The sequence below is a fragment of the Campylobacter concisus genome, from assembly GCF_902460875.1.
Taxonomy (GTDB): domain Bacteria; phylum Campylobacterota; class Campylobacteria; order Campylobacterales; family Campylobacteraceae; genus Campylobacter_A; species Campylobacter_A concisus_AA.
The window spans coordinates 120377-141731 of sequence record NZ_CABPVR010000005.1; the positions used below are offsets into that span (position 1 = coordinate 120377).

Here is a 21355-nt window from a genome sequence, read left to right on the forward strand (position 1 = left end):
CAGTTGCGATTTTTGCACTCTCACACTATCAAAATCTTACCACAGACCATACCAAAGCTTAAAAAATAAAACTAATCTATCTTTCAAAAAGCCGCTCCAACCTTAAACAAAATCGTCATTTTTCATTAAAAATTAGTCAAATTTGCTCGCTCTAACCTTAAAACACTTTTCTTTACTACACGCAAAAGCCGTATTTTAGGCACTTTATTATTTTTAGTATTGAAAAGTATAATTTTCATGACTAAATTTTCACACCATTTTTTGACCATTTTTGCCAAACTAACCTTAAGCCGTTTTTGCCAAAAAAGTAAAAAAATAGACAACAACCAGCGTGCAAATTTTGTTTTTTTGCAGTAGATATCCAGTCAAATTAGCCGCCATACACCAAAAACAGCGGCTACCTATGCACCAAAAAGCTACAAAACAAGCCAAGTCCACGCCAACCACACATCAAAAAGCCACAAAGCAGGTCAAGTCCACACCAAAAACCACCAAATATGTAAAAATGGGCTGGTTTTGCCTTTAAAAACTCACACACTCACCCCACCCCGACGAGCCATCTCATTACTTGCTTTGGCCGCTATTGGTGTTCGAACTTACGCCACCGCTCCCAAGTGAAAAACCGGCCCGCACCGCTACTTGCTTGCGATCACCCTATGATAATCTTTGCCAACATCCTACTAATTGAGGCGGACAAACCTTAAACTAAACACAAGCCGAATAGTTTGAATAAAAAATTGATAAAATTGCACAATTATAAAAAACAAAGGTTAGACATGCAGTACAAAGAGCTTAACGATCTTTTTTCAGTAGATAGACTAAAAGCATACGCTAGTGATGATGAGCATAGAGCAAATCTGCTACTTATTGGCCAACTAGCACCAAAACTTGGCATCATCGAAATCATTACAAGAAATAAAACAGCACAAATTTTAGGAAACATAGATAGTGTTTTCATATCACGCCAGACTTTTGGTTATTGGTGTAGGCTAATAGATCAAAATAAAATACACAACGATCTACTAGATCTACGTGGGTTAAATTTATCAAAATACTCTAAATTTAATAGGCAAAGCAAAAGCACTATGCTAAATTATAAAAAAGTAAAGATATGCTATTCACTACTTCTAACTATTAGAAATAGAGCCTTACATTGGGAAAATCTATATAAGCTAAACACCGATGGCACACCACGTATATCAACCAACTTAGATGGCATAGTAGTAGGTATAGATCCTGAAAATTTAAAGCTTTTTATAGATGATATTTTATGCTGTTTTAATGAAGATTTAAAGGGATATCTTGAGTGAGGGCTTTAAAGCGCCCCCGGTGAATTGTAGGTTAATTATAACCGAAATCTTATTAAAAGTAAAGGAGCTCCCATTACTCTGGAAATTTGATTTTAGAAATTCCAAAAGCTCTTCCGCCCTGTTTGCTTTGTTTTAGTAGCTCGATGTTCAGCTTCACACCATCAGCACTTGCGTGCTCTTTGATACGTTTAAATTTGGCCTCTGCTCTTGCCTTAGCCTCGCGCAGATCCGCTACGCTTAGTTTTGCGACCCTTTCATTATGGGCTTTTGCCTTTGCCACCTTCTCTTCATCTTTTGAGTTTGGTATCTTTACAGGCACGAGTTCTTCGTACTCCTTGCGAGCCTTTTTTAGCTCCTTGCCGTACTCTTTTTCTTTATTAAACCTTCTTACACCAACACCCCTTGCCATTATGCCGCCATATCCTAGATCATCTTTGTTGTAGTCTTTGGGTGCCACATCTAGCCCCGTGACGTCGGCAGTTGCCTGCGCACCTAACTGCTGTCCGTAGCGGCCAAGAGGAGAGATTGGTGGGAAGTAGCTTTTAGTTAGCTCGAGCACTCTTTTTGTTATTTTTTCGGCGACTGAGTCCTCTTCACCCTCTATTTTGTAGCCTAGCGTGCTTTTGCCGTTTGCTATATTCCATATTCCGGCGGGAAAACCGCCCGTAAACTCTAGCTTATCAAACCCGTCAAACCTAAAACCAGGCACCAAACGCCCGGAGTTAAAAAACCAGTCCGTGCTACCTAGTCTCATCCAGCTTTTTACGCCGACTAGGTTTGGCAGCGCACCACTTTCGGCCCACTCCGGCTTTGCTAGGTTGTCGTTTTCGTTATCGGCACCCAGCCATGCGCTGCCACCACCATAAGCTAGCACAGCTTGCATCATGATAAATCTATCCGGACGCTTTAATGCAGCCTTTAGCACCATCGGAGTTGATTTTACAGCATAGTGTAAAAATGGCTGAACTCCTGTTTTATCAAGCACTTTTAGCGTACCATTAAAATGGGTAGAATAATCCACATACGAGTATTGCGCATCTTTCATCGCAGCCTTTAGCTCATCTGCACTAAATTTGCTAAAGTCATTTACGTCAAAGCCCTTGTCTTTGGCAATAATTTCAAGATTTTTCTTAAACCTAGCTATCTTAAATACCTTATCCTCCATCGAATATAGATATCTAGCTTTCTCGCCACTCCAGCTACCCTCGGCCATATATGCTTCTTTTAATGCCTTGGTTAAGATATTGCCTTTTGACTCGCTTTGCAAAGGTTTTACCAGACCTTCAAGGTCGCTTAGGTGACTATCAAGTCCTAATGAATTAGCCAAATTTTCCCATTTTTTAAATTGCTTATCTCCTCTCATCCATGCAGCCGTAGTTTTAATTGCTTCATTAAAATCTCCATGCAAAAACGCCAGCGCCATATTTGAGCCAAAGTTATAAAGGTGTGTAAATGGGTTTTTCACAGTGACGTTTACTTTGATATGGTCGATTAGTTTAAAGTATGAGCCGTTAAATTTAGCCATCTCTCGGCCTAGCATCTCAGCCTCTGCTAGAGCATTGGCGACATCTTCTGGAACATATTTGCCAGCTAGCGCTCCATACTTCTTTATACCTCCGCCTGCACTTTCATCGCTCATCTTTACCCATTTTAGCCCATCAACACCTTCAGGCGGCGCGTCTTTAGCAAATTTATCTGCAAAAAGCTTTAGGGTTTGGGCCTTAAGAAGCTGCTTTTTTTGCTCTAGGATCGTGTTTGTGACCGCAAAAGCCGCATCGTCCTCTATCTCGCGCAGTTGCTTTTGCTCCCAGCTCATCTGTTTTCTAGCAAAAAATTTGCTTTGCCTTAGCGCCTTTGCGATACGGCTATTTTCATTTGCTTCGTCCATGTGCTTTTTATAGTAGTGCTTGACGTAGTCTTTGATGACATTTTTTGACTCTAGTGCTCCAGCATCCACTAGAGCCTGCGCGCCGTCATTGATAGTCTTACGCACCTTTTCATATAGTGGTCTTACATATTCTGGCAGTTCGCTAGGATTCATCTCACCATCTAGCGCCTTAAACATCGCTTTTCTATTTCCAAGGCTTAGTTTGCCAAGATACTCTTTAAACTGCCCAGCTTGAGTATATATAGCAGCTGTTGTTCTATGGTATTCTCCTAGCAACTCATCTATCTCTTTGGCATGCTCTCTGATATCTAATAACTTGCCAGCAAATGGTATGTTTTCATCAGTCCACTTTGCAGCCTTATCAAGCCCATCACTAGCCTTTTCAAAGGCACTGTCAACCTTTAGTGCCCAACGGTCTAGCAGCTTACCTGATCTTTTTTGGATCTCTTTTAATGGACATTTTTCACTCATTAGCACAACCTCAATCCGTCTTTAATATTTCCATCTTTATCTAGGTTTTCAGCTTTAAACTCTTCAAATTTAGCTACAGCCACCTTATCTCCACTCTGAGCTGCCTTTTTTAGCTTGTTTAGCTCGGCAGTCTTTAGTATCGCCTCTTTTTTGATAGGATCTAGCTCGTTGCGATACGCTGCCTTTACTTCAAAACTCATGTTTTTTAGCCTTGCTCTATCTCCTACACCAGCTAACTCCTGAAGTGCATTCTCTTTTATAGGTATACTATCTATTTGAGACTTTGCGTATGCATCTACTCTTACATTTCCATCTTCTGCTATATCTATAAAAAATCTCTTTTTGTCTCCATCTTTACCCACCTTGTCAAAGTAAATTTTGCTTTCATTGATTACTTTGAAGTCTGCATTTTTTATATCGTTTTTTAGGGCAGCTAGCTGCTTGTTGCTCAAATTCACGCTTTTACCAAGCTGCTGAGTGGTTATCTCTTTTGTATCAAATTTGCCTATCAACCCATCTTTAAAATTTGAGTCGTTAAAGCTCTCTTTATTCATCGCCGCTATACTCTCGTCTAACTCTTTTTCGACGTTTGGGTGTTCACTTTTTATCTCTTCTATCCTGCGACTATGATAGATTTTTTCTTCGTTTTGCTGTATAATACCCTTACCGTTCGAAGAGTGTTCTAAGGATTTTATATCACCAGAGCTTCGGACGGTATCGTCCAAGGAGTGTTCTGCGGGCTTCGCCACAGAGCCTTCAACGTCTTTGCTTGTAATATCGCTAGAGTGAACAAACTTAGCGTTTTCCGATTTTTGGTTACTTCTGTCTCGATACGCTCCCTTTTGTATTTGTTGTGGTATAATTTCACTAGAGGTTAAAGGATGATTATCTCCTTTTGTAAAAGTATCAGATGATATACTTGATACTTTCCTCTCTTTTTCATAAGCTGTTACTATCCATTTATTTGGTGTTTTTTCGCCCATCCAATTATTTTTTAATACGACTTTATAGCCATCTTTTTCTATTTGAATCGCTTCATTTTGCCTTATTTTTGTTTGTCCGTTTTTTATCACATCGTCTAAATTTTCAGCCGTTATCTCGGGATGTTTTGCCTTGATTTTAGCCAGTCCATATCCTTGCAATGTGCCTTTTTGATCTTGCCAAACTTTTCCCCAAACCAGATCTATATCACCTAACTCTTTTCTATAAAAAGCACCTGCTACTTGCCCTTGTTTTTCGGCTAGTAGTTTTTGCACAGCACCTTCACCGTTATGATAAAACTCTGCATAATTTTCGCCAAATTCCTTGATTGGCACTATGCCGTTTATTTTTTCTATCTCGTTTCTTATTTCCTTTATACCTTTATTTGAAAAACCTTTTGCTGTATTCATAAGATTATCATAAAACTTTGGAACAACTTTTTTTAGTGCTACAACCGCAGCTTTACTACCCACAAGCCCCACTAAAAATCCAGCTGCAAATCTATTTGGATTAAAATTTCCATCTTCATCGATAGAATTTAGCGTGCCACCAACTAAACCACTTGCTATGTGAGAGTTAGCATTGATATTTTTGCCACCTTTTGGATTATATAAGCTTCCAAATTCTCGCTCAAAGTCTTCCATATCAGCATATTCACTCCCTTTTTTATACTCATAGCCTAGTGCATCACTGCTTTCAAGATCAGATTTTAGTTTATTAAAAGTAGCCTCATCCATCTTGCCAGCTCTTATCTTTGCAACGTCAGCTTTTGTAGTTAAAAAATCTGCCTTATAGTTTTTTTCATAACCTGCTGGAGTTAGCTTATACTCCCAGCCGCCAACTCCGTCGTTGCTTTCAATGGTTCTGTCAGTTATTCTATTTTTTCCATACCTTGCATCTTTAGATAATACATTTTCTCTGTCACTTAAGAATTTATCAACATCATATTCATTTACAAGCTTTTTATACTCTTCTTGTGTTTGCCCTACATGTCCGCTTATCTCATTATCGCCGCTTCCTTGTTCTTCCACCATTTGCTTGCTTGCAGCTGTGGCATCAGTATCGCCATCTGTTTTAAAGGCTGGTCGCTGCTCCATTTGCTCATCGCTCTGGGCTGTCCGCTTTGTCTGGCTAGCGCTTGAAGTATTGCGTCCGCCTTGGCGTAGTATTTGCTCATCGCTTGCTTGTCGTCCTCCTGTTCGGCTTGCATTATCGCCGATATCAGAAACGCTATCTGATAATCCGTTATTTTTTGCTTCTTCATTGACAAAACCACCCCCTACTTCATCTCTATCTCTGATCTCGTTAGCTACTTCTCTTTGAATTTTATTCTCATACGCATCAGCTACTTTTGAATTTGCATAGTCTTTAGCGATATTTATATCCTTGCTTACGTATGCCTGCGTAAAAGCCTGCACGCTCTCATCACTAAATCCTCTTTGTTTTAATCTTACAGCGTAAATTTCCGGAGTATAGGCCTGTGCTGTGATATCTTTTTCAAGTGCATAAAATATCCCTTGTCCAGCAAGTCTAGCATCAACATCCGATCCGTCGTTATATGCCCTAGTGTAGTTTATTTCATCTGCACTTGGCTTAAATTTAGCATTGATTAGCTCTCGTGCAGCACTTGGTGACATGCCTTGTTTTTGATATTCATTAATGGCTTTTTGCGTATCTGCGTATCTTATGGCTGATTGCTCCCTGGCGTTGTTTATACTAGCTTGTGCGGTTTGTATCCTTTCACTATAAGCTTTAGCATAGTCTCTTTGGATCTCAAAGTTTTTAAATTTAACTATATCTGCATAAGTGTCTGCGTCTGTCCAATCGCTTTTTTCTTTGCCTTGCATAGCTTCTTTGACTACTTTTGTAGCTGTAACTTCATCAAGCCCAGCCTCTTTGGATGCAAATTCCCTAGCAGTCATCGTCTGAGCCTCTTTTAACTCAGTGCCCACACCATCTCCACTGACACTATTACCGCCATCTAAAAATTCACTATTTTCGGCACTCTCTATCGCATTAGCCTCATTTGTCGCTTTATTTGCTTGACGCTTTGCTATGAGCTTACTTATGCCTTGTATGCCTTGATCTATCGCATGCCCCAAAACAAAACCACCGGCTGCACCGTAGCCTATATTTTTCAATGTCTCTTCATCATTTTTACCTTCACCAAGAGCCATTACACCACCGCTTGCAGCACCAGTACCTGCGAAAAATAAGGTCTTTTTGCCAAACTGAGCTAGTTTGCTACCTTTGCTAAGCAGTCCAGCTCCACCTATAAAATTTATAGGATCACCAACCATCTCCGTGCCTATTTCGGCTAAACGACTACCCCACGCCGTCTCACCAGTTGCTTTTTCATAGTCGTCTCGCAGCTTTTCTGCATTTTGTATCTTAGGGCGCAGAGCTTGTTCTATGCCGTTTTGATAGATATAATTTCCATTTTCGTCATGTTTGCCTTCATAAAATGGATTTATAAAATCACCTACACGCTCAACAGTATTGGCAATACCCGTGAGTGTCTTAGCAGCACCCAGTCCCCAGCCATGTTTTTTGGAACCAAAATCTTCAAATTTTCGTGCATTTTTAGCTTCTTCTTCGCTGATCTCTCCACCAAGTAAAGCCTCTTTAACCTTACCATCAAGCTTCATATCATCAGCTCTATACAAAAGCCTTCTTTGCTCTTCCTCTTGTACTGCCTTTCTTTGTCTATACTCATTTTTAGCAAAGGTATTAATGCTTTGTGGCGAAAAGCCAGCCCCTTCAAGCTCCTTAATCAAGCTATCACCTAAAAATTCTCTAGTCGTAGGCATCATAGCGCTCCATCATATTCATCATTAAAGATTAATGGCTTTTGCTTTTTTAAATACTTCATATCAAGCATAGGCGCTTGTTTAGTCGCTTGGTTATCCTTTATGACGCCCCTTTTTTCATTTGGTGCAATTACCACATCATCAAGTACACCTTTAACTTGATTTTTTCTCTCGTTTAAAAATTTAGCTATGTCTTGTTGCTGCTTTGCAACATCGATCATATTTAAAAGCGTCTCATTTTCTATAAGATAGTTTCCATCCTTAAGCTTTTTTAAGCCACCCTTTTGAAGAAGTCCTTTGCCTACAAAAGGCGATAGCTCATCTGCACTTATATAGCTATAACCCTCTGGGATATTTATATCATTAGGTACGCTAGATCTATTTTTACTAAAACGCTGCTTGGCACTTCCTATAGCCAGAACCTCTGCGTCACTTTTGCCCTTTGTCTCATTTGGGAAAAGTCGTCTAATTTCCTCTGCACTAGCCGTATCTTCTCGTTTTTGTCGCTCTATCTTATCGGCATGCTCCTGTGCTAGCGAGCCGTAGTAGCCAGCTTGTGCGTTAGCTCGCACCAAATCCACTTCCCTATCTTTTTCTGCCTTCAAATTATCTAATCTTAGTTTTTCGTAGCTATAGGTGCGGTCTTTTTCATCTTTATCTTTTTGATACGCTAGCTCATCACCTCTAGCCTTCATCATTTCATTATGTGAATTTTTTCTAAAATTTAGCTCATCGTTTCTAAAGAGCTTTTCCTCTTGATATCTCTTATTTTCATCATCTAACTTTTGACGATTTAGCCCTATATCTGCTATATCCTTTACACTATTTGCAACAGCACCAAGCCCGGCGGCATATCCAGCTTTAGGACTTAGCGGACTTAATTCCGGACGTCTTAAAAACTCTATGTTAAAGTAGCCCATTTTTCTTTTTCTCCTCTTCTTCCTTGTCGATCATACCAGCAGCTGATCTGGCCCAACCTTGTTCCAAGTTTTGTTGCATCTGCTTTTGGCGCGCTTTCTCATCCTTTAAAATTTGCAAATTTAGATTGTAGTTTTTCATAGCTAGATCATTTTGCTTTTTAGCCTGCCTGCCTTGCTCCACAGCACTCCATATCCCAGCACCAGCACCAAGAAGCGATCCAAAAGCCTTTAAGCCATCAGCATTTTCACTAGCCTTAGATCCTAAATTTTTTAAAAAATCCCACATTTCTAAGCTCCTTTTTTAATGATATTATTACTAGGACATTTCCTAAAAAACGTATATTTTTACTATGCCATAGCTCCACCACTAGCACTATTTCTACCAGCTCCGTTTCTATCATGCGAGCTATTTCTACCAGCATTACCGTGTTTTTCAGCCTGTCTTTGTCTGCTCTTTTCACTACGGCTCATACCTGAAGAGCTACCATTAGAACTACCATGTTTCTCAGCTTGTCTTTGTCTACTTTTTTCACTGCGACTCATTTTTGAAGATCTATCAAGTTCTCTACTCATATGTTCAGCCATACCCAATGCTTCTGATCTTTCTTTTTTGCTTAGTCCCTTTCCTTTACCACTTACTAGATTGTCGCCAACTTGTCCGATATACATTCCAAATTTAGTTTTTACACCAGCTATTTGCCCAGTTCTTTCATAGCTCTCTTTGTCATATGCCAAATCCTTTGTTTTGACACCACCAAACATAGATTTTACGCCTTCCAAAAAAGATAGAGGTGCTTCGTATATCCCATGACCTATCTCATTAAACCCTGCTATATCACCACCAAAACCAAAGCTTATATCAAGCCCACTAGCTACTTCAAAAGCTTCATCCAAAACAGAGCCTAGCACCATACTAAGCCCTAGCGTAGCAAATCCAGCTTGCAATCCTAAAGCCTTACCTAAAAGCCCTGCGGCCACATCTGCAATTTTTGCAGTTGAGACCTGACTTACGACATCTGCTACAACAGCACCACTTACTTTGCCATCATAAGCCCATCCGGCAACTATCGCACCAACAACTCCAAATTTAGCATATGCTATGTTTTGCAAAATCTGTTTAAAAAAGCCCTTTTGCCTTTGTTCCACCAACTCTTTAAGAAAATTTTCATCAGTAGCAGTTCTTTGACTAATAGATCCATCATCCGTAGCAAAACCTATCTTGCCATCGCTTTTTTCATGTAGCCTATTGGCCAGCTTTACTATCTTTTCAGTATCTTCACTTATCTCATCATATATCTCTTTCTCTCGCCTCTTTTCATCGGCTGTTTTATAAAAGATTATTTGCATAGGCATCAGTGCAAACTCAACAAAATCCTCATTAAGTTCCATCATCGATGAGATCTTATCTACAAAAAAAGGTAAAAAGATAGAAGTGTAATTTATATGAGAAGTCCTGCCGATTGCATAAGCAGAACCGGCAGCAAAGGTATTAGCATAAAGTTCTCCGCCAGCTAGATAGCTAAAGAGATCATCTGGCTCTTTATTTGTTATGTTTAATTCGTCATCAAAGGCAATAAACTGGCTCATTTTACTAGCTTCGCTTAAAAATGCCCTTTGGGGCCATTTTGCTCATTTTATTTTAGGTAAATTAAAATTTTTTACCTTTTTAATATTTATACCAGCTCTTTTGATAATCTCATCGATTATATTAAAGAGGTATTCAAACATATCCGAAGGCACACTAAGATTTCCATTAGAAACATTTTGCATAAAGTCGCCAGTCATCATACCAGCCTTTATAATTCTATTATCGTTTATCTGCTCTTTTATGGCCACTTGTTGCTCTTCAGCTAGCTTAGTTTCGGCCTTTGTTTTTTCAGTTTGAGCTCTTGTAAGTTCTATTTGCATCTGTAAATTTTGTTTATCAAGCTCCAGTCTATCTCTAAGCCCTTGGTTTTTGAGTTCCAAAGCTTCAAGCTCTTTTTCTAGCGTTAAAGCTTTGGTTGCAACATCTCCGGCTGCATCCATTGCCTTTGTCGTAAAGGCAATCGTCATCTCAGCCATAAGCGAGGTTATAAATTTAGCCCTAGCATCATCTGTTATTTGAAAGTTATCAAACTCCGTTTTTATATGTGCTAAAGCCTTTTGATATATCGAGCGCTCGCCAGTGCTACTTGCCAAAATTGCTTCAAAATTTTCTACAAAATTATCTTTATAATTGATCGCACTCACGCTAATCCCTTTCTTATTCTGTCTAACTTGTTTATTTTTAACCTTTGAGTATTTACCTCTTCTTGCAAACCACCAACAGCAGTCTTAATGCCATTATTTTCTATATCACTTATCCTGCTAGATAGCGCATTTATGGCATTATTTATATCACCAAATGAGCTCTCATAAGATAAAACCTTACTTTTTAGATCATCTATTTGTGTCTGCTGTTTTGTGATTTTTTCATTTAGCTCTTCTATTGTCATACTGCCTCCGCTCTTCTTCTCCAGCCATTGGCATAAACTCTTAAATTTGGATTTTGCTTAATTAACATGTTGTAGTGTTTAAGCTCCGCTCTATCAAACTCTTTGTCAAATTTCTCTTCATCTACTTTATTTATAGCGGCCAAGCTTATCTCACCCATTATGCCATCATCTACTACACCAGCTATTCGTTGTGCGGCTCTTATAGCAGGTTTTGTATCGGCGTTTACACCGAATATAAACATTTCATTGGCCTTTAACTGACTATTAATTTCACCAAGCCTCATCCTATCCCAATACTTTTGCTTGTAAAATTTCCAAACTTCATCACGAAGATCCTTGTTATCAAACAACATCCTTGATATTTTTTCGGTATCACCGCCATAGGCTAACGCAGCAAGTATCTCATTCCAACCCTTCCAGCTTGAATGATACTTTTGATATATCCCCATAAATGTCCACTCACGCTCAGTAGGGTTTTTATGTAACGCTTTTTCAGGACGGCTAAACTCTAAACTCATTAAAATTTGAAAAGCATTGTTAAAATCTGCCATTTTTACTCCTTGTGTTAATCTTTTTAAGATTTTTTAACACATTGCTTTGACGTGCTAAAATTTTCCTCAAAAAATACTCGCTCTTTATGCTCGCCTTTTTTACCGATATTAAAGCCCTCTACTGGACGGTGATAACCCATTACTCTGCTCCATACGGTGCATCTGGTGCGCTGTGCTTGCAAGGCATGCAATATCTCACTACTTGTCATCGCCAAACTCCTCGTGTTTAAAACTTCCGCCGTAGTCGTCATAGCCATCGTATCTCCTTCCAGCCTTGCTTGATACAAAGTCTCTAACAAATATCAGTGCCTCACTTCCCATCCAAGCACCCACACCACAAATCGCAAAACTCACGTGTTCGTCCTTGGCAAAAAAGTAAGCTATCTCATAAACTACATATGCACTAAAACAGCCATCCCACGTTCTTTTGAGTAAAATTTTTATACCTCCACCACCATTTTTTATAAAAGCGGTGATAGAGCCTGCACAACCTATGATTAATACATAAAACAAATAGTGTAATTCCACGGCTATGCTCTAAAGATACTAATTATCTTTGCCGGGCTCAATAGGACATTTACTACACCCTGAGTGATGGCCAACGCTGTGAGCTTCATTTCTTCATTGTAAAAAATATTGCCATAAAGGCGGTACACAGCGACACTAAACACCACCATAAACAAACCACCAAGCAACAGCACCAAACAGCGCCTAATTTTGCTTTTTGCTTTTGGTAGTAGCTTAATCTCGCTCATTTTTTTCTCCCATTTTTTGCTGCGGACGTACTAGATTGTGGCACATTTGCATGCACGCACTGCCTTAGAAGATCTTCGCAGGCTTTAAAATACTCTGCTATCTTTTTTTGATTGTCTGGATCGTTTCTGTCTCGCTCTGGTTTTTGTGGCATTTCGTCGATGCAAGATACTGTGATATATACGTCTTGATATTCCGTTTGTCTAATGATTTGCGGCTCTTTATTCGCACAGCCTGAAAATAGAAATATAGCTACAATAAAAAGTGTGATCTTAACGTGCCAGCTCATCAAAAATCCTTTCACAACGCTCCAACTTCTCTTCGCAGCTTTGTGTAACCAGTGGCTTGATAGCATCAAATTTGCTCCTAGCTTTTTCTTGTGTCTTTTTTACATCAGGTTTTTTTATTTCAAGCTCTTTAAATTTAGCATTCTGCAACTCGATCTTTGCGTTACACGCCTCGAGGTTTGCTTTAACAACTGCACTAATTGCTTCTTTTAGTGCCAGCTCGTTTTGTGCTTCTTTTAGTTCAGCCTTAGCTTCTTTAATGCCGCCTTTTAGACTGTAAATTTCAGCTCCAAGTCCTAGCATTACACCCATTAACCCACCAATTACGATTAGCCAAAGTTTGTTTGCAATTAAAAAATTCATTCTACTAGTACCCAGTCAGTAGCAAGAACGTCTGTTTGGCTAGCAAGCCACGACTCATTGGCATCGATTTGATCTCTTTCATTCCTATGTACTTTTGCATTGTGTCTCCTTTGTTTTATAAAATTTATAAAAAATACAGCCGTCAATAGTCGGCAACTATAACTGCCAAATTCTTTATAGATGGCTTTACTGTTTGACCTTTTTTAATGGATTTATGCACCACACCGTTTTTAGATATTTCTTATCATCTTTCTGGGTGAACTCTTTAAAATTTAAGGTATTTGCCCCTGCTATATCCATAAGTTTCCATCCGACATAGATACGACAATAAAAGCCACTTAAAAAGCCTTTGTATCGGATCGTTTTGTAAAGTCCAAAACGTGAGCGTCCATTTTTTAAGACACATGTAACCTTACAAAAGCCACTCTTTTTACCACCATTACTGGCAATATAGGGGTCGCCTAAAGTTTCTATGCTATATGGATTTACTTCATCTACTTTGACGCCTAAAATTTCACTTGAAAAACGCCCTATCTTATTGCGCAAGAGCCAAAGAAGTCTTGCTTTATATGTTCTATTAGTTGGCTCAGGATAGTGCTTCTCTCTCCAGCCGCTATCGCCATTGATAGCAGCACACTTACCATCGTAATAGTCGTTTGCATCTTCAAACCACCTAAATATCTTTGGCAGATGTTCATTATCCTTTTTGCAAAATAGTAATGCAACTGGCACAACTACAAATGAGAGGATCTCAAGCAAAAGCTCTATTAAAATGATCGCTATAAGTTGCAATATCTCTTTACTCTTTAGCATCATTTTCCTTTTTTGACTTCTTGCTTGACTTCTCACTCTCTTTTGTTTCGCTCTGTTTGTATTCTGGGCACTTAGGACACTCGCTCCAAGTGCAAGCACCGTTTTTATCCAGCTTTGATGCGCAAATTTCGCATCTTTTTATTCTTACCCTCATTTTTGCCTCCTATAAATGATCTGTTGGCGCTGCCGTTATCGGCTCGCTCGTTACGTTCAGCTTTTCGCGCTCTGCGATCAATTCCTTATACTCCGCCCTTAAGTTTTCAAGCACGGCATTGTTGCCGATAATCAAAGCGTGTTTAATGTGATTCTCACATTCGGCGATCTCATCTTCGATCTCGGCTAGTTGCTCGGCCTTTTCGTCAACTTTTGGAGTTAAAAGCTTATTCGCTTCATCATCACTTATTGGTATTAGTCCTAGTTCCTTTATTCTTTGACTTAATAACTCCTCACTTACACTGCTATCATAAGCATAGATTTCGTTGTTTGCATTTTTATATCGTTTCATTTTTGATCCTTTTATCTTAACTCCAGCCATTTTATTATCTTAGCTCCAGCTACATCCACCCTATATGTGGATCCTGGGGGTAGGATAAAGTTATATCTTACATATCTGACATAAGATTCATTATCGTGGTTGTCTTCTATGCCATCTTGAGTATATTTTATAGTGCAAGTAGTAGTTTGTCTTAATGTTATTACACTACTTATGATGGTTCTTTTAGTTGTGTTTTCATAAGTTTCACCGGCTCTCTTATCTGCCGTTACATCTTGTAAAGTTTGCCCTATACCTAAGCCCTTATTTGCTTCTATGACTTCAGCAACTGCCTTTTCAGTTACTGCCGTGTCCTCTGCTTTTGCAGTAATTGAGTTTTTTAGTTTTGTTATGCCTACTTTTGTTTCGGTCGCAAGTTCTGGCAAGTCATCTTTTAATGCAAATTTCTCATCGCTCTCTGTTTTTGAGTACGCGTCTATCTTTTCATCTTTATTTAAAAAAATCCGCTCGCACCACTCTTCGCTAGCTATAACATGCCATATTTCTTTATTTTCACTAGGTTTTTTATTTATATTTTGTGTTTTTGCCTGATAGAGTTTACCGTTTAAAACGCTAATGGCACCAGCGGTATATTCTAATGTAGAGTTCCAAGGAGTTATGCCATTTTTATATATAGTGCTAAATTTTTCATTTATTACTCTTTTTGCTTCATTTAAAAGATCCATAATCTTTTTTGATGAAAATGTAGAAATCAAAGCCTCTGCGCTATCGTTTATTGTGCCGCTTTTTAAAACCTCTTCTATTTGAGCCTTTAAAGTATCGAATGTTTTTATTATCTCGGCGATTTTATTATACTTACCATCAAAATCTTTTTTATTTGTATCAAATAAAGTTTTATCTGCAGTAATTGCTTCACTTATTCTTTCTATATCTGTTTTTATTTTTCTTAGCTCTTCAGGCTCTATTTTTTCAAGCTTTTTGCTAAGGCCTAAAATTTCTTTACAAATTTGCGTAAATTCTTTATCCGCCATTTTTCACTCCCCTAAAATTTTCTTGCTCATTAGCCTATCAAGCGTCCTTAAATCCTCTCTATCGGTATGCTCGCCATTTTGATAAGCAATAAATTGATATATAAAATTTCTATATCCAAGCTCATCACTATTTAAAATTTTTTCCGGATGCTGCAAATTGTCATTTACTCCATAGACTATATTGGCCATGTAGTAATCAAGTCTTTTTATAAAATTTTCATCCCATGAATAGTAAGGATCTAAGGCATAATCTATTTGATAAGGCTTTAGCCAGCCCTTTATTCTAAGTGCTTCTGTTAAGTTATATGAATTTTCATTAAAATTATTTAGTTCATATTCACATAAATTTTGTAGATAAAACTTGTTGTATTTTGCATAAAACTCAGCATGTGCTCTTTTTTTGGCCACTCCATAAATAAGTGCTTTTAAAAGCGATTCGTCAAGAAAATCAACCCTATCATTTTCATTTTTTGGTGTGTTAAATTTCCTCACAAAACGTCTTTTGTCTATATGGTATTCGATACCAAAATTTCTATGATCTATCTCGATCATTTCAAGAGGCGTTACCGCACGCGATATATCTGCCGCCGTCTCTTCCACCAAAGATTTTAACTCTTCAAAATCAGGGAGCTTTATATCTCCCCTTGTGGATACCTTTAAACGTTGCAAAAACGCCTCATAGTTCATTTTCACACCTTTAGTTTTTTAAGCCAACCAAATGCCACAGGAGTACATACACGAAGTGTAAACTCACTAATGATCTCTTTTTCCACAGCATCATTGCTAGTTGGAAGCTCTCTAGTCATCATTGGGCGCCAGTTCACCTTAAATATATCATCAGCTCTAAAGGCAATGATCTCATTTTGATCTAAGAATGGATTTAACATAACCTTTACATCGCCGTAGCTAGTTCTAATGGCAAGTAGATCCTCTTCTAGGTACTTTTGTGTGATATTGGCTTGCTTTATCTTGTCGAGAATATCTAGTAGCCTATCATTTTGCTTATCATTTACCATTAAGAATTGATAAGGTCTACCTTTGCTCCAACCGATTTTTAGCAGATCTCTAATCATTTGCATAGTTAAGTCTGTATTGTTTGCATCGATTGTATTATTTGCAGTAGAAAAACTTTTTAATCCACCACATTTTCCGACTACAGGAGAACCACCACTATTTACTCTTTGTACAGCTGTCTGAGAAGAAAGCAAAATTTTCTCTATGGATTTTTTATGTTCTACGGAAGCCATCTCGCCTTGATTAGCCAGGATGCCTCTACCTGCTACATCTTTGGCCGGCTCTTGTGATCCAGAAACTCCGTATGTATTTTTAACTATTTGAAAATGATTACTTAGAGTATTACCAACAAAATACTTGGCTGTTGCTTTAGCTCCACCTTCTGCGTGTGCATTAGCTGCGTCACCATCAGGTAACTCATCATAAAACCATTTATGTCCTACCGCCACGCTCGTGCTTCTATCAGCAGGTGCGGCCGTGCTTATCGCACTATAAAAAGGCGTAGATTGCCACCCTATTTGTTTTATAGTGTTTTCAAGCACTACACCCTTACTGCCAAAAGCCTCTTCAGCAGTTACTAATCCAGTTTTTATAGCCATTTTCCTTTACTCCTTAAAATAATCTTGCATACAAGGCCTGCTTCTCGCTATCGTTAGCCTCACCTTTATTAATCTTACCGATGAGCTCTTTTACGCTCACACCACCACCAGTCCCCCGTGCTATGTCAAATTCATCATCAACTTGCACTTGTGCCTTGCCATGGAAAAATTTTAGATAGACGTTTTCAATCCCTACCGGAGTCAGTAGTGCATCGCCAGTGCCAGGGTTTTTCTCATCCATCTCTAAAATTTTGTCTGTGACTTTTTGCATATCAAAGTCCGGATAACTCTTCCTAAAATCCGTCTCCATCTGCGAAAGTTGCGCGGCTTGGCGCATTCTTTGAAAATCCGCATACTCTTCTTTGTTGAGTTTTACTGAGTCATCAGGCTGCGGAGCAGCTGGTGCTTTAGTTTCTGCCTGCACCTGTGGTTTATCTGCGTTTTTTAAAGCAGTTTGAGCTTCTTGCGTCTGCGTTTCCTCTGCAGCCGCTAGTCCCTCCAAATCCTGGTCATAGATATCTGGCATTATTCATTACCTCCTAAATTTAAACCTTTCTGCGACTCATTTGTCTTAGGAGCGCTATCAGTCTTATTTTTGTCCTCCTTTTTGGTCGCTTCTTTTAGCTTTTTATTCTCAGCTTCAAGTTTTTGAATTTTTTGTGATAAAGCTAGATTTTCGCCAGCTGAAGCACTTACATGATCTTGTAAGTTTGTACACTCTTCTTTAAAACGCTCTGCCTCACCTTTTGCCTCTAAAATTTCAGCCTTCAAGCGTTCAATTTCGTTTTTAGCCTTAGCTAGCTCTGGTGCGAGATCTTTTGCGCTAGATGCGATCTCTTTTATCTCGGCCTCGGCTGCCTCGTTTTGTGGCATCTCTTCCCACTCTTGCTCACCTATAATGCTCACGGCGGCAAAGCCATCCTCACCCTTAGCCCTAACCACGACATCACCGATACTTCCGCCGCTAATCTGCCCTTCCTCTTCGCCTTTTTTATAGACACTAAGTCCGTTTGTAGCCAAAGCGACGATAACACCAAGAACCTCGTATTTGTCCTTATATGCCATTTCTTCTCCTTTAAAATTTTTATTATTTTATTTGTCTGCATCCTAAAAAACGTAAAAATTTTCAAGTCATATCCTTTCAAATTCCGCCGTTTACTAAAGCTGCCATCTCCATATCTTCTTCGCTAGGTTCGTTTTTTATTTGTGCTTCTTCATCTTGCGTCACAGCCTCTGCTTGTGCCTCTGCTTGTGCCGCTTCTTGTGCTGCCATCATCTGTGCCATAGCTTGATCAACTTGCTCTATTGGCGCATTTTCACCAAGAATTAAAGTTAGTACTTCTTTTACGATTTCGCCTGTTATTTGTGGTGAGCTTATTTGATTTTGTGCAAGTACTCCTAGCAAGCCATTTAACTGACTTATCTTTACTTCATTTGCTATCGTGGTACCAAAATTTACAGAAACATCAAAATCTAATCGATTGGCTTTTCTTTCTGCTACAGTGCCGATCGCTTCTATAATGTTTTCATCTTCAGTTATCTTTATAAATTCATCATCACTTACAAAACGGTAAAGTAGTTCCACAAAGTGCTGAGCATAGCTTGATAGCATTGTTTCAAGTAGTGTTTGCATCATGCTTTCTATTCTCATTGAGCTAGCTGCATTTACAGTTTGTAACGCACCCATTGCACGACGATCACTTGGTCCAGTTTGCCCAGTCATTACGCTATTTACGCCAGTGGCTATCTCATACTCTTTGCTTAGCATAGCGATCTCTTCGCTTAATTGATATGTTGGTGGCACCGGAAATGGCATTATTACATCGCTTACTCTAGTACCCATATCAGTTTCTACTCTGATAACTTTTTTTCTGGCCATTACGTCGCTTACTGTCACGACACCTTTTGTTTTGTCTACAATAAATGATGGATCTATTTGGTTTTCAGTGATATCTATCTTTTGATTACGTTTGATGTTGTATTCTCGCTGGATCTCTTTTACAACTTCTGGCACACATGAGCCGTATACTGCATTTTCGTTCTCACGCGTGCTCTCGTCAATGCTAGGCATCGCATCCATGCAATATCCAAAATGAAATGGCAAAGTTGAAAATTTAGTCTCTCTAACTAAAAAATCATTGGCAAAACTCTTTAATTCCCACATTTGGCGACCGTTTACATATATCTTTTTGTAGATATCTTTCATTTGCACTCTTTGACTCCACTCTGTTTTAGAGCCTAAAATGCGATCCTTGTCTTTACTTTTGTAAAATTTAGTTTTGATTTTTTCTTCAACTTGGCGTACTGATTGACGCCATTTGTAGCAGACGTATTCTATGTCGTTGATGTCACTTGCATGCTTGTCAAATGCTAGATCAGTAATTGGTATAAAACGTGTAGCGATATCGCCTTGCTCTTTGTCATAGAATAAATTTACTATGCCAAGAGGTAGATATAGTGCGCTCATGACAGCTTTGCTTAGGCCAACACGATGCTCTTTTTTCTTCCATCTGTTTTTCAATACAGCAGTAAGTGCATTTTGCAAGATTAGATCATTATCGCTTCTACGGCCAACACGAGTGATCTCTATTGGACAACGATCGCTCATGAAGCTTGTTTTAAAAATCGCATGAATGATAAAAATGGTGGTTTTTATTAGTGGGATGTATAGTTTAGAGCGACTTCTCTCAGAGCTTTTTCGTTTTGTAGTACGGTTATCTTCGCCCTCATACTCGGCACGAAACGCCCGCTCACACTCTAAAAATCTTTTTTTATGTTGCTCAAGATCACTAAATGCTCGCTCGATTAAATTTAAATCCTCATTCATAGACTACTCCGTTTTTTACGTGTAGTCTAATTTATGAGTTTCCTAAAAAACGTATAAAATTATTTAAGGATTAGTTTATCTGCATTATGACTAGCTCGCCATATATTTAGCATCAATAACATACGACAATCTACTATCTTTTGTTTGAAAAATATATGTTTTAATACTTTCACACCCAGCTCTCTTCCTCTGCATATTCATCATAAATTTCATCGTAGCTCTCGTCAAAAAATCGTCCTGCAATGTACTGTAAAATATAAGCTTCTGCATCCATAATATCATCACTCTTGCTTTCCGTCTCAGGATCAAACCCTAGCAACTGTGCTTCAAGCTCGTCTGTAGCGTTTAAACTTGCATTATGATAAATTTGTCTTGTGCGGTAGTAAGGCTCAAGATTTGAAATGCGTTTGTTTTTGGAGTTGCCACCATGACTAAGCGGATCTATTGGCAAATTTACGCCCGTTAGTTTTTGAATGATATCGATCGTGTAGAAAAAGTCATTTTGCATGCCAGCCTTTTCTATGCCGATACGCATTGGGCCAAATGTGAGATAAATTTCGATTATTTTTAGGCTTCGCTCAAACGGAGTAAAATATCCGCTCGTGATGTCGATTATAAAAAGTCTATTTTGTCTATCGATCGCAAATGTGACGTAGGCTGTCTGGTCTCTGCCTTTTCCACTTGATATATCGGACACGGTATAAATTTGGCACTCTTTTAGCCAAATTTTCTCACCATTTTCTAGCTCTATTTTATTTGCTCGTCTGATTTTTAGCTCTTGCCTATTTACTCCATCAGTTACCGTTATTGTCGTAAATGGTTCATCCGTCCTATACTCAACACCCTTAAAATATCTAAAATACTCACGCTTAAAGATAGCCTTTTGCGGATCTATCGCGGCGCACATATACTCTTGATAAAATTCGTTAGCTAGCCCTTTTGAGACTAGGGTGCTTTGTATCTTTTTGATTTTCTCAATTGGGAAGCGAGACGGCCATGAACTTACGCCGTTTCTTATAATAGGAATTTTTATGTAGATCCACTCTTGTTTGGCATCCATCTCTTCCGTACTATTTACGATATTGTTTAGGATACTATCCCCATTTAATATGGTGCCTAGTATCACGGCCTTACCACGTGTAGGGTGCAGAGTAGGAAGTAGGTCCGCATAAAACCAGCTACGAAGCTTTTGGCGGTTAGCGTTTGAGTCGATAGGGTATCTGCCGACTTTACTCTCCAGATCGTCTATGATCAGTAACGTTGGGCGCATGTTGTCGATATTCATACCACGAGGATCTTGCCCAGCCGAGAGAGATACTACGTAGCATTTTTTCTCTATGCTTTTGCCTTCTTCATCTTTCATGCCTTGATTTATAATAACCTCAATAAATCCTTTATTCCAAGCTTTGCCACGAGCTATGGCGTAGCCTTTAGCGGCTGCCTTGTCGATACTGCCCTTGATGGCTTCCAAAAATGCTGTCGCTTTGTCCTCGTTGGCCGAGACTATCATAATAAAAGGCTCGGCAGCAAAATATAAGCGGCTTAACACGTAAATTTTATTTAGAAGAGTGGTCTTACCGGCGCCGCGAAATACTGCTATAGCCTTATACTGACCTTCACCGTCAATAAAACGGATTATTTCTAAATGAAATTTAGGTGTCTTGTTTTCAAAAATTTCAGGCTCTACATCTTTGGCAAATTTTAGATATAGTTCAGGAGATAGGTTCATTTATTATCCTTTTTTAATTAAAAAAGGGTAGATAATAT

Annotated in this window: 24 protein-coding genes; 1 reads left to right on the plus strand and 23 read right to left on the minus strand. The window is 38.8% G+C overall.

Annotated features, from left to right (window positions below; all coding sequences use genetic code 11):
• Positions 1 to 776: 776 nt before the first annotated feature.
• Positions 777 to 1310: an ATPase gene (locus F3H01_RS03385; protein ID WP_149724838.1), complete on the plus strand. Its 534-nt coding sequence runs from the start codon at positions 777 to 779 to the stop codon at positions 1308 to 1310.
• A 73-nt stretch (positions 1311 to 1383) separates the two neighbouring features.
• On the opposite strand, the gene F3H01_RS03390 is transcribed toward F3H01_RS03385, so the two are convergent.
• From F3H01_RS03390 to F3H01_RS03500, 23 genes are all read right to left on the minus strand, one after another.
• On the minus strand, positions 1384 to 3669 hold the full coding sequence (locus tag F3H01_RS03390) for an apurinic/apyrimidinic endonuclease family protein (protein ID WP_149724839.1): 2286 nt from the start codon (positions 3667 to 3669) through the stop codon (positions 1384 to 1386).
• On the minus strand, positions 3669 to 7463 hold the full coding sequence (locus F3H01_RS03395) for a putative barnase/colicin E5 family endoribonuclease (RefSeq protein ID WP_149724840.1): 3795 nt from the start codon (positions 7461 to 7463) through the stop codon (positions 3669 to 3671). Before F3H01_RS03395 ends, F3H01_RS03390 begins: the two co-directional genes overlap by 1 nt.
• Entirely contained in the window at positions 7460 to 8380 is a 921-nt protein-coding gene (locus F3H01_RS03400) for a hypothetical protein (RefSeq protein WP_149724841.1), read from the minus strand. Before F3H01_RS03400 ends, F3H01_RS03395 begins: the two co-directional genes overlap by 4 nt.
• Entirely contained in the window at positions 8367 to 8666 is a 300-nt protein-coding gene (locus tag F3H01_RS03405; protein ID WP_149724842.1) for a hypothetical protein, read from the minus strand. The genes F3H01_RS03400 and F3H01_RS03405 overlap by 14 nt, the downstream gene beginning before the upstream one ends.
• A gap of 62 nt (positions 8667 to 8728) precedes the next feature.
• Positions 8729 to 9967, minus strand: a complete 1239-nt coding sequence (locus tag F3H01_RS03410; protein ID WP_149724843.1) for a hypothetical protein — start codon at positions 9965 to 9967, stop codon at positions 8729 to 8731.
• Positions 9968 to 10009: 42 nt separating this feature from the next.
• Complete coding sequence (locus F3H01_RS03415) at positions 10010 to 10612, minus strand: hypothetical protein (protein WP_149724844.1); 603 nt, start codon at positions 10610 to 10612, stop codon at positions 10010 to 10012.
• Complete coding sequence (locus F3H01_RS03420; RefSeq protein WP_149724845.1) at positions 10609 to 10857, minus strand: SlyX family protein; 249 nt, start codon at positions 10855 to 10857, stop codon at positions 10609 to 10611. The genes F3H01_RS03415 and F3H01_RS03420 overlap by 4 nt, the downstream gene beginning before the upstream one ends.
• Positions 10854 to 11408 (minus strand): glycosyl hydrolase 108 family protein, encoded by a 555-nt coding sequence (locus tag F3H01_RS03425; protein ID WP_149724846.1) that lies wholly within the window; start codon positions 11406 to 11408, stop codon positions 10854 to 10856. Before F3H01_RS03425 ends, F3H01_RS03420 begins: the two co-directional genes overlap by 4 nt.
• A 23-nt stretch (positions 11409 to 11431) precedes the next feature.
• Complete coding sequence (gene nrdD, locus F3H01_RS03430; protein ID WP_072595421.1) at positions 11432 to 11617, minus strand: anaerobic ribonucleoside-triphosphate reductase; 186 nt, start codon at positions 11615 to 11617, stop codon at positions 11432 to 11434.
• On the minus strand, positions 11607 to 11936 hold the full coding sequence (locus F3H01_RS03435; protein ID WP_223155346.1) for a hypothetical protein: 330 nt from the start codon (positions 11934 to 11936) through the stop codon (positions 11607 to 11609). The genes nrdD and F3H01_RS03435 overlap by 11 nt, the downstream gene beginning before the upstream one ends.
• A 2-nt stretch (positions 11937 to 11938) precedes the next feature.
• Positions 11939 to 12163, minus strand: coding sequence for a hypothetical protein (locus F3H01_RS03440; protein WP_149724848.1), 225 nt, complete (start codon positions 12161 to 12163; stop codon positions 11939 to 11941).
• A complete protein-coding gene (locus F3H01_RS03445; RefSeq protein ID WP_149724849.1) occupies positions 12160 to 12450 on the minus strand; it encodes a hypothetical protein in 291 nt (96 codons plus the stop codon). Before F3H01_RS03445 ends, F3H01_RS03440 begins: the two co-directional genes overlap by 4 nt.
• Positions 12434 to 12811, minus strand: coding sequence for a hypothetical protein (locus tag F3H01_RS03450; RefSeq protein ID WP_149724850.1), 378 nt, complete (start codon positions 12809 to 12811; stop codon positions 12434 to 12436). The genes F3H01_RS03445 and F3H01_RS03450 overlap by 17 nt, the downstream gene beginning before the upstream one ends.
• A gap of 186 nt (positions 12812 to 12997) precedes the next feature.
• Positions 12998 to 13624: a DUF7338 family protein gene (locus tag F3H01_RS03460; RefSeq protein ID WP_149724851.1), complete on the minus strand. Its 627-nt coding sequence runs from the start codon at positions 13622 to 13624 to the stop codon at positions 12998 to 13000.
• Positions 13611 to 13778: a hypothetical protein gene (locus tag F3H01_RS09155; RefSeq protein WP_188116343.1), complete on the minus strand. Its 168-nt coding sequence runs from the start codon at positions 13776 to 13778 to the stop codon at positions 13611 to 13613. Before F3H01_RS09155 ends, F3H01_RS03460 begins: the two co-directional genes overlap by 14 nt.
• 9 nt (positions 13779 to 13787) lie before the next feature.
• Positions 13788 to 14129: a hypothetical protein gene (locus tag F3H01_RS03465; RefSeq protein ID WP_149724852.1), complete on the minus strand. Its 342-nt coding sequence runs from the start codon at positions 14127 to 14129 to the stop codon at positions 13788 to 13790.
• A gap of 11 nt (positions 14130 to 14140) precedes the next feature.
• Positions 14141 to 15148, minus strand: a complete 1008-nt coding sequence (locus tag F3H01_RS03470) for a hypothetical protein (protein WP_149724853.1) — start codon at positions 15146 to 15148, stop codon at positions 14141 to 14143.
• A gap of 3 nt (positions 15149 to 15151) precedes the next feature.
• Complete coding sequence (locus tag F3H01_RS03475) at positions 15152 to 15835, minus strand: hypothetical protein (RefSeq protein WP_149724854.1); 684 nt, start codon at positions 15833 to 15835, stop codon at positions 15152 to 15154.
• A gap of 2 nt (positions 15836 to 15837) precedes the next feature.
• The gene (locus tag F3H01_RS03480; RefSeq protein WP_072595176.1) at positions 15838 to 16761 is read right to left on the minus strand and encodes an SU10 major capsid protein; all 924 of its coding nucleotides are present in this window, start codon (positions 16759 to 16761) and stop codon (positions 15838 to 15840) included.
• A 13-nt stretch (positions 16762 to 16774) separates the two neighbouring features.
• Positions 16775 to 17287 (minus strand): hypothetical protein, encoded by a 513-nt coding sequence (locus F3H01_RS03485; protein WP_149724855.1) that lies wholly within the window; start codon positions 17285 to 17287, stop codon positions 16775 to 16777.
• Entirely contained in the window at positions 17287 to 17826 is a 540-nt protein-coding gene (locus tag F3H01_RS03490) for a hypothetical protein (protein WP_149724856.1), read from the minus strand. The genes F3H01_RS03485 and F3H01_RS03490 overlap by 1 nt, the downstream gene beginning before the upstream one ends.
• A 76-nt stretch (positions 17827 to 17902) precedes the next feature.
• Entirely contained in the window at positions 17903 to 19588 is a 1686-nt protein-coding gene (locus F3H01_RS03495; RefSeq protein ID WP_149724857.1) for a portal protein, read from the minus strand.
• A 169-nt stretch (positions 19589 to 19757) separates the two neighbouring features.
• Complete coding sequence (locus F3H01_RS03500; protein ID WP_149724858.1) at positions 19758 to 21317, minus strand: hypothetical protein; 1560 nt, start codon at positions 21315 to 21317, stop codon at positions 19758 to 19760.
• Between the last annotated feature and the right edge of the window lie 38 nt (positions 21318 to 21355).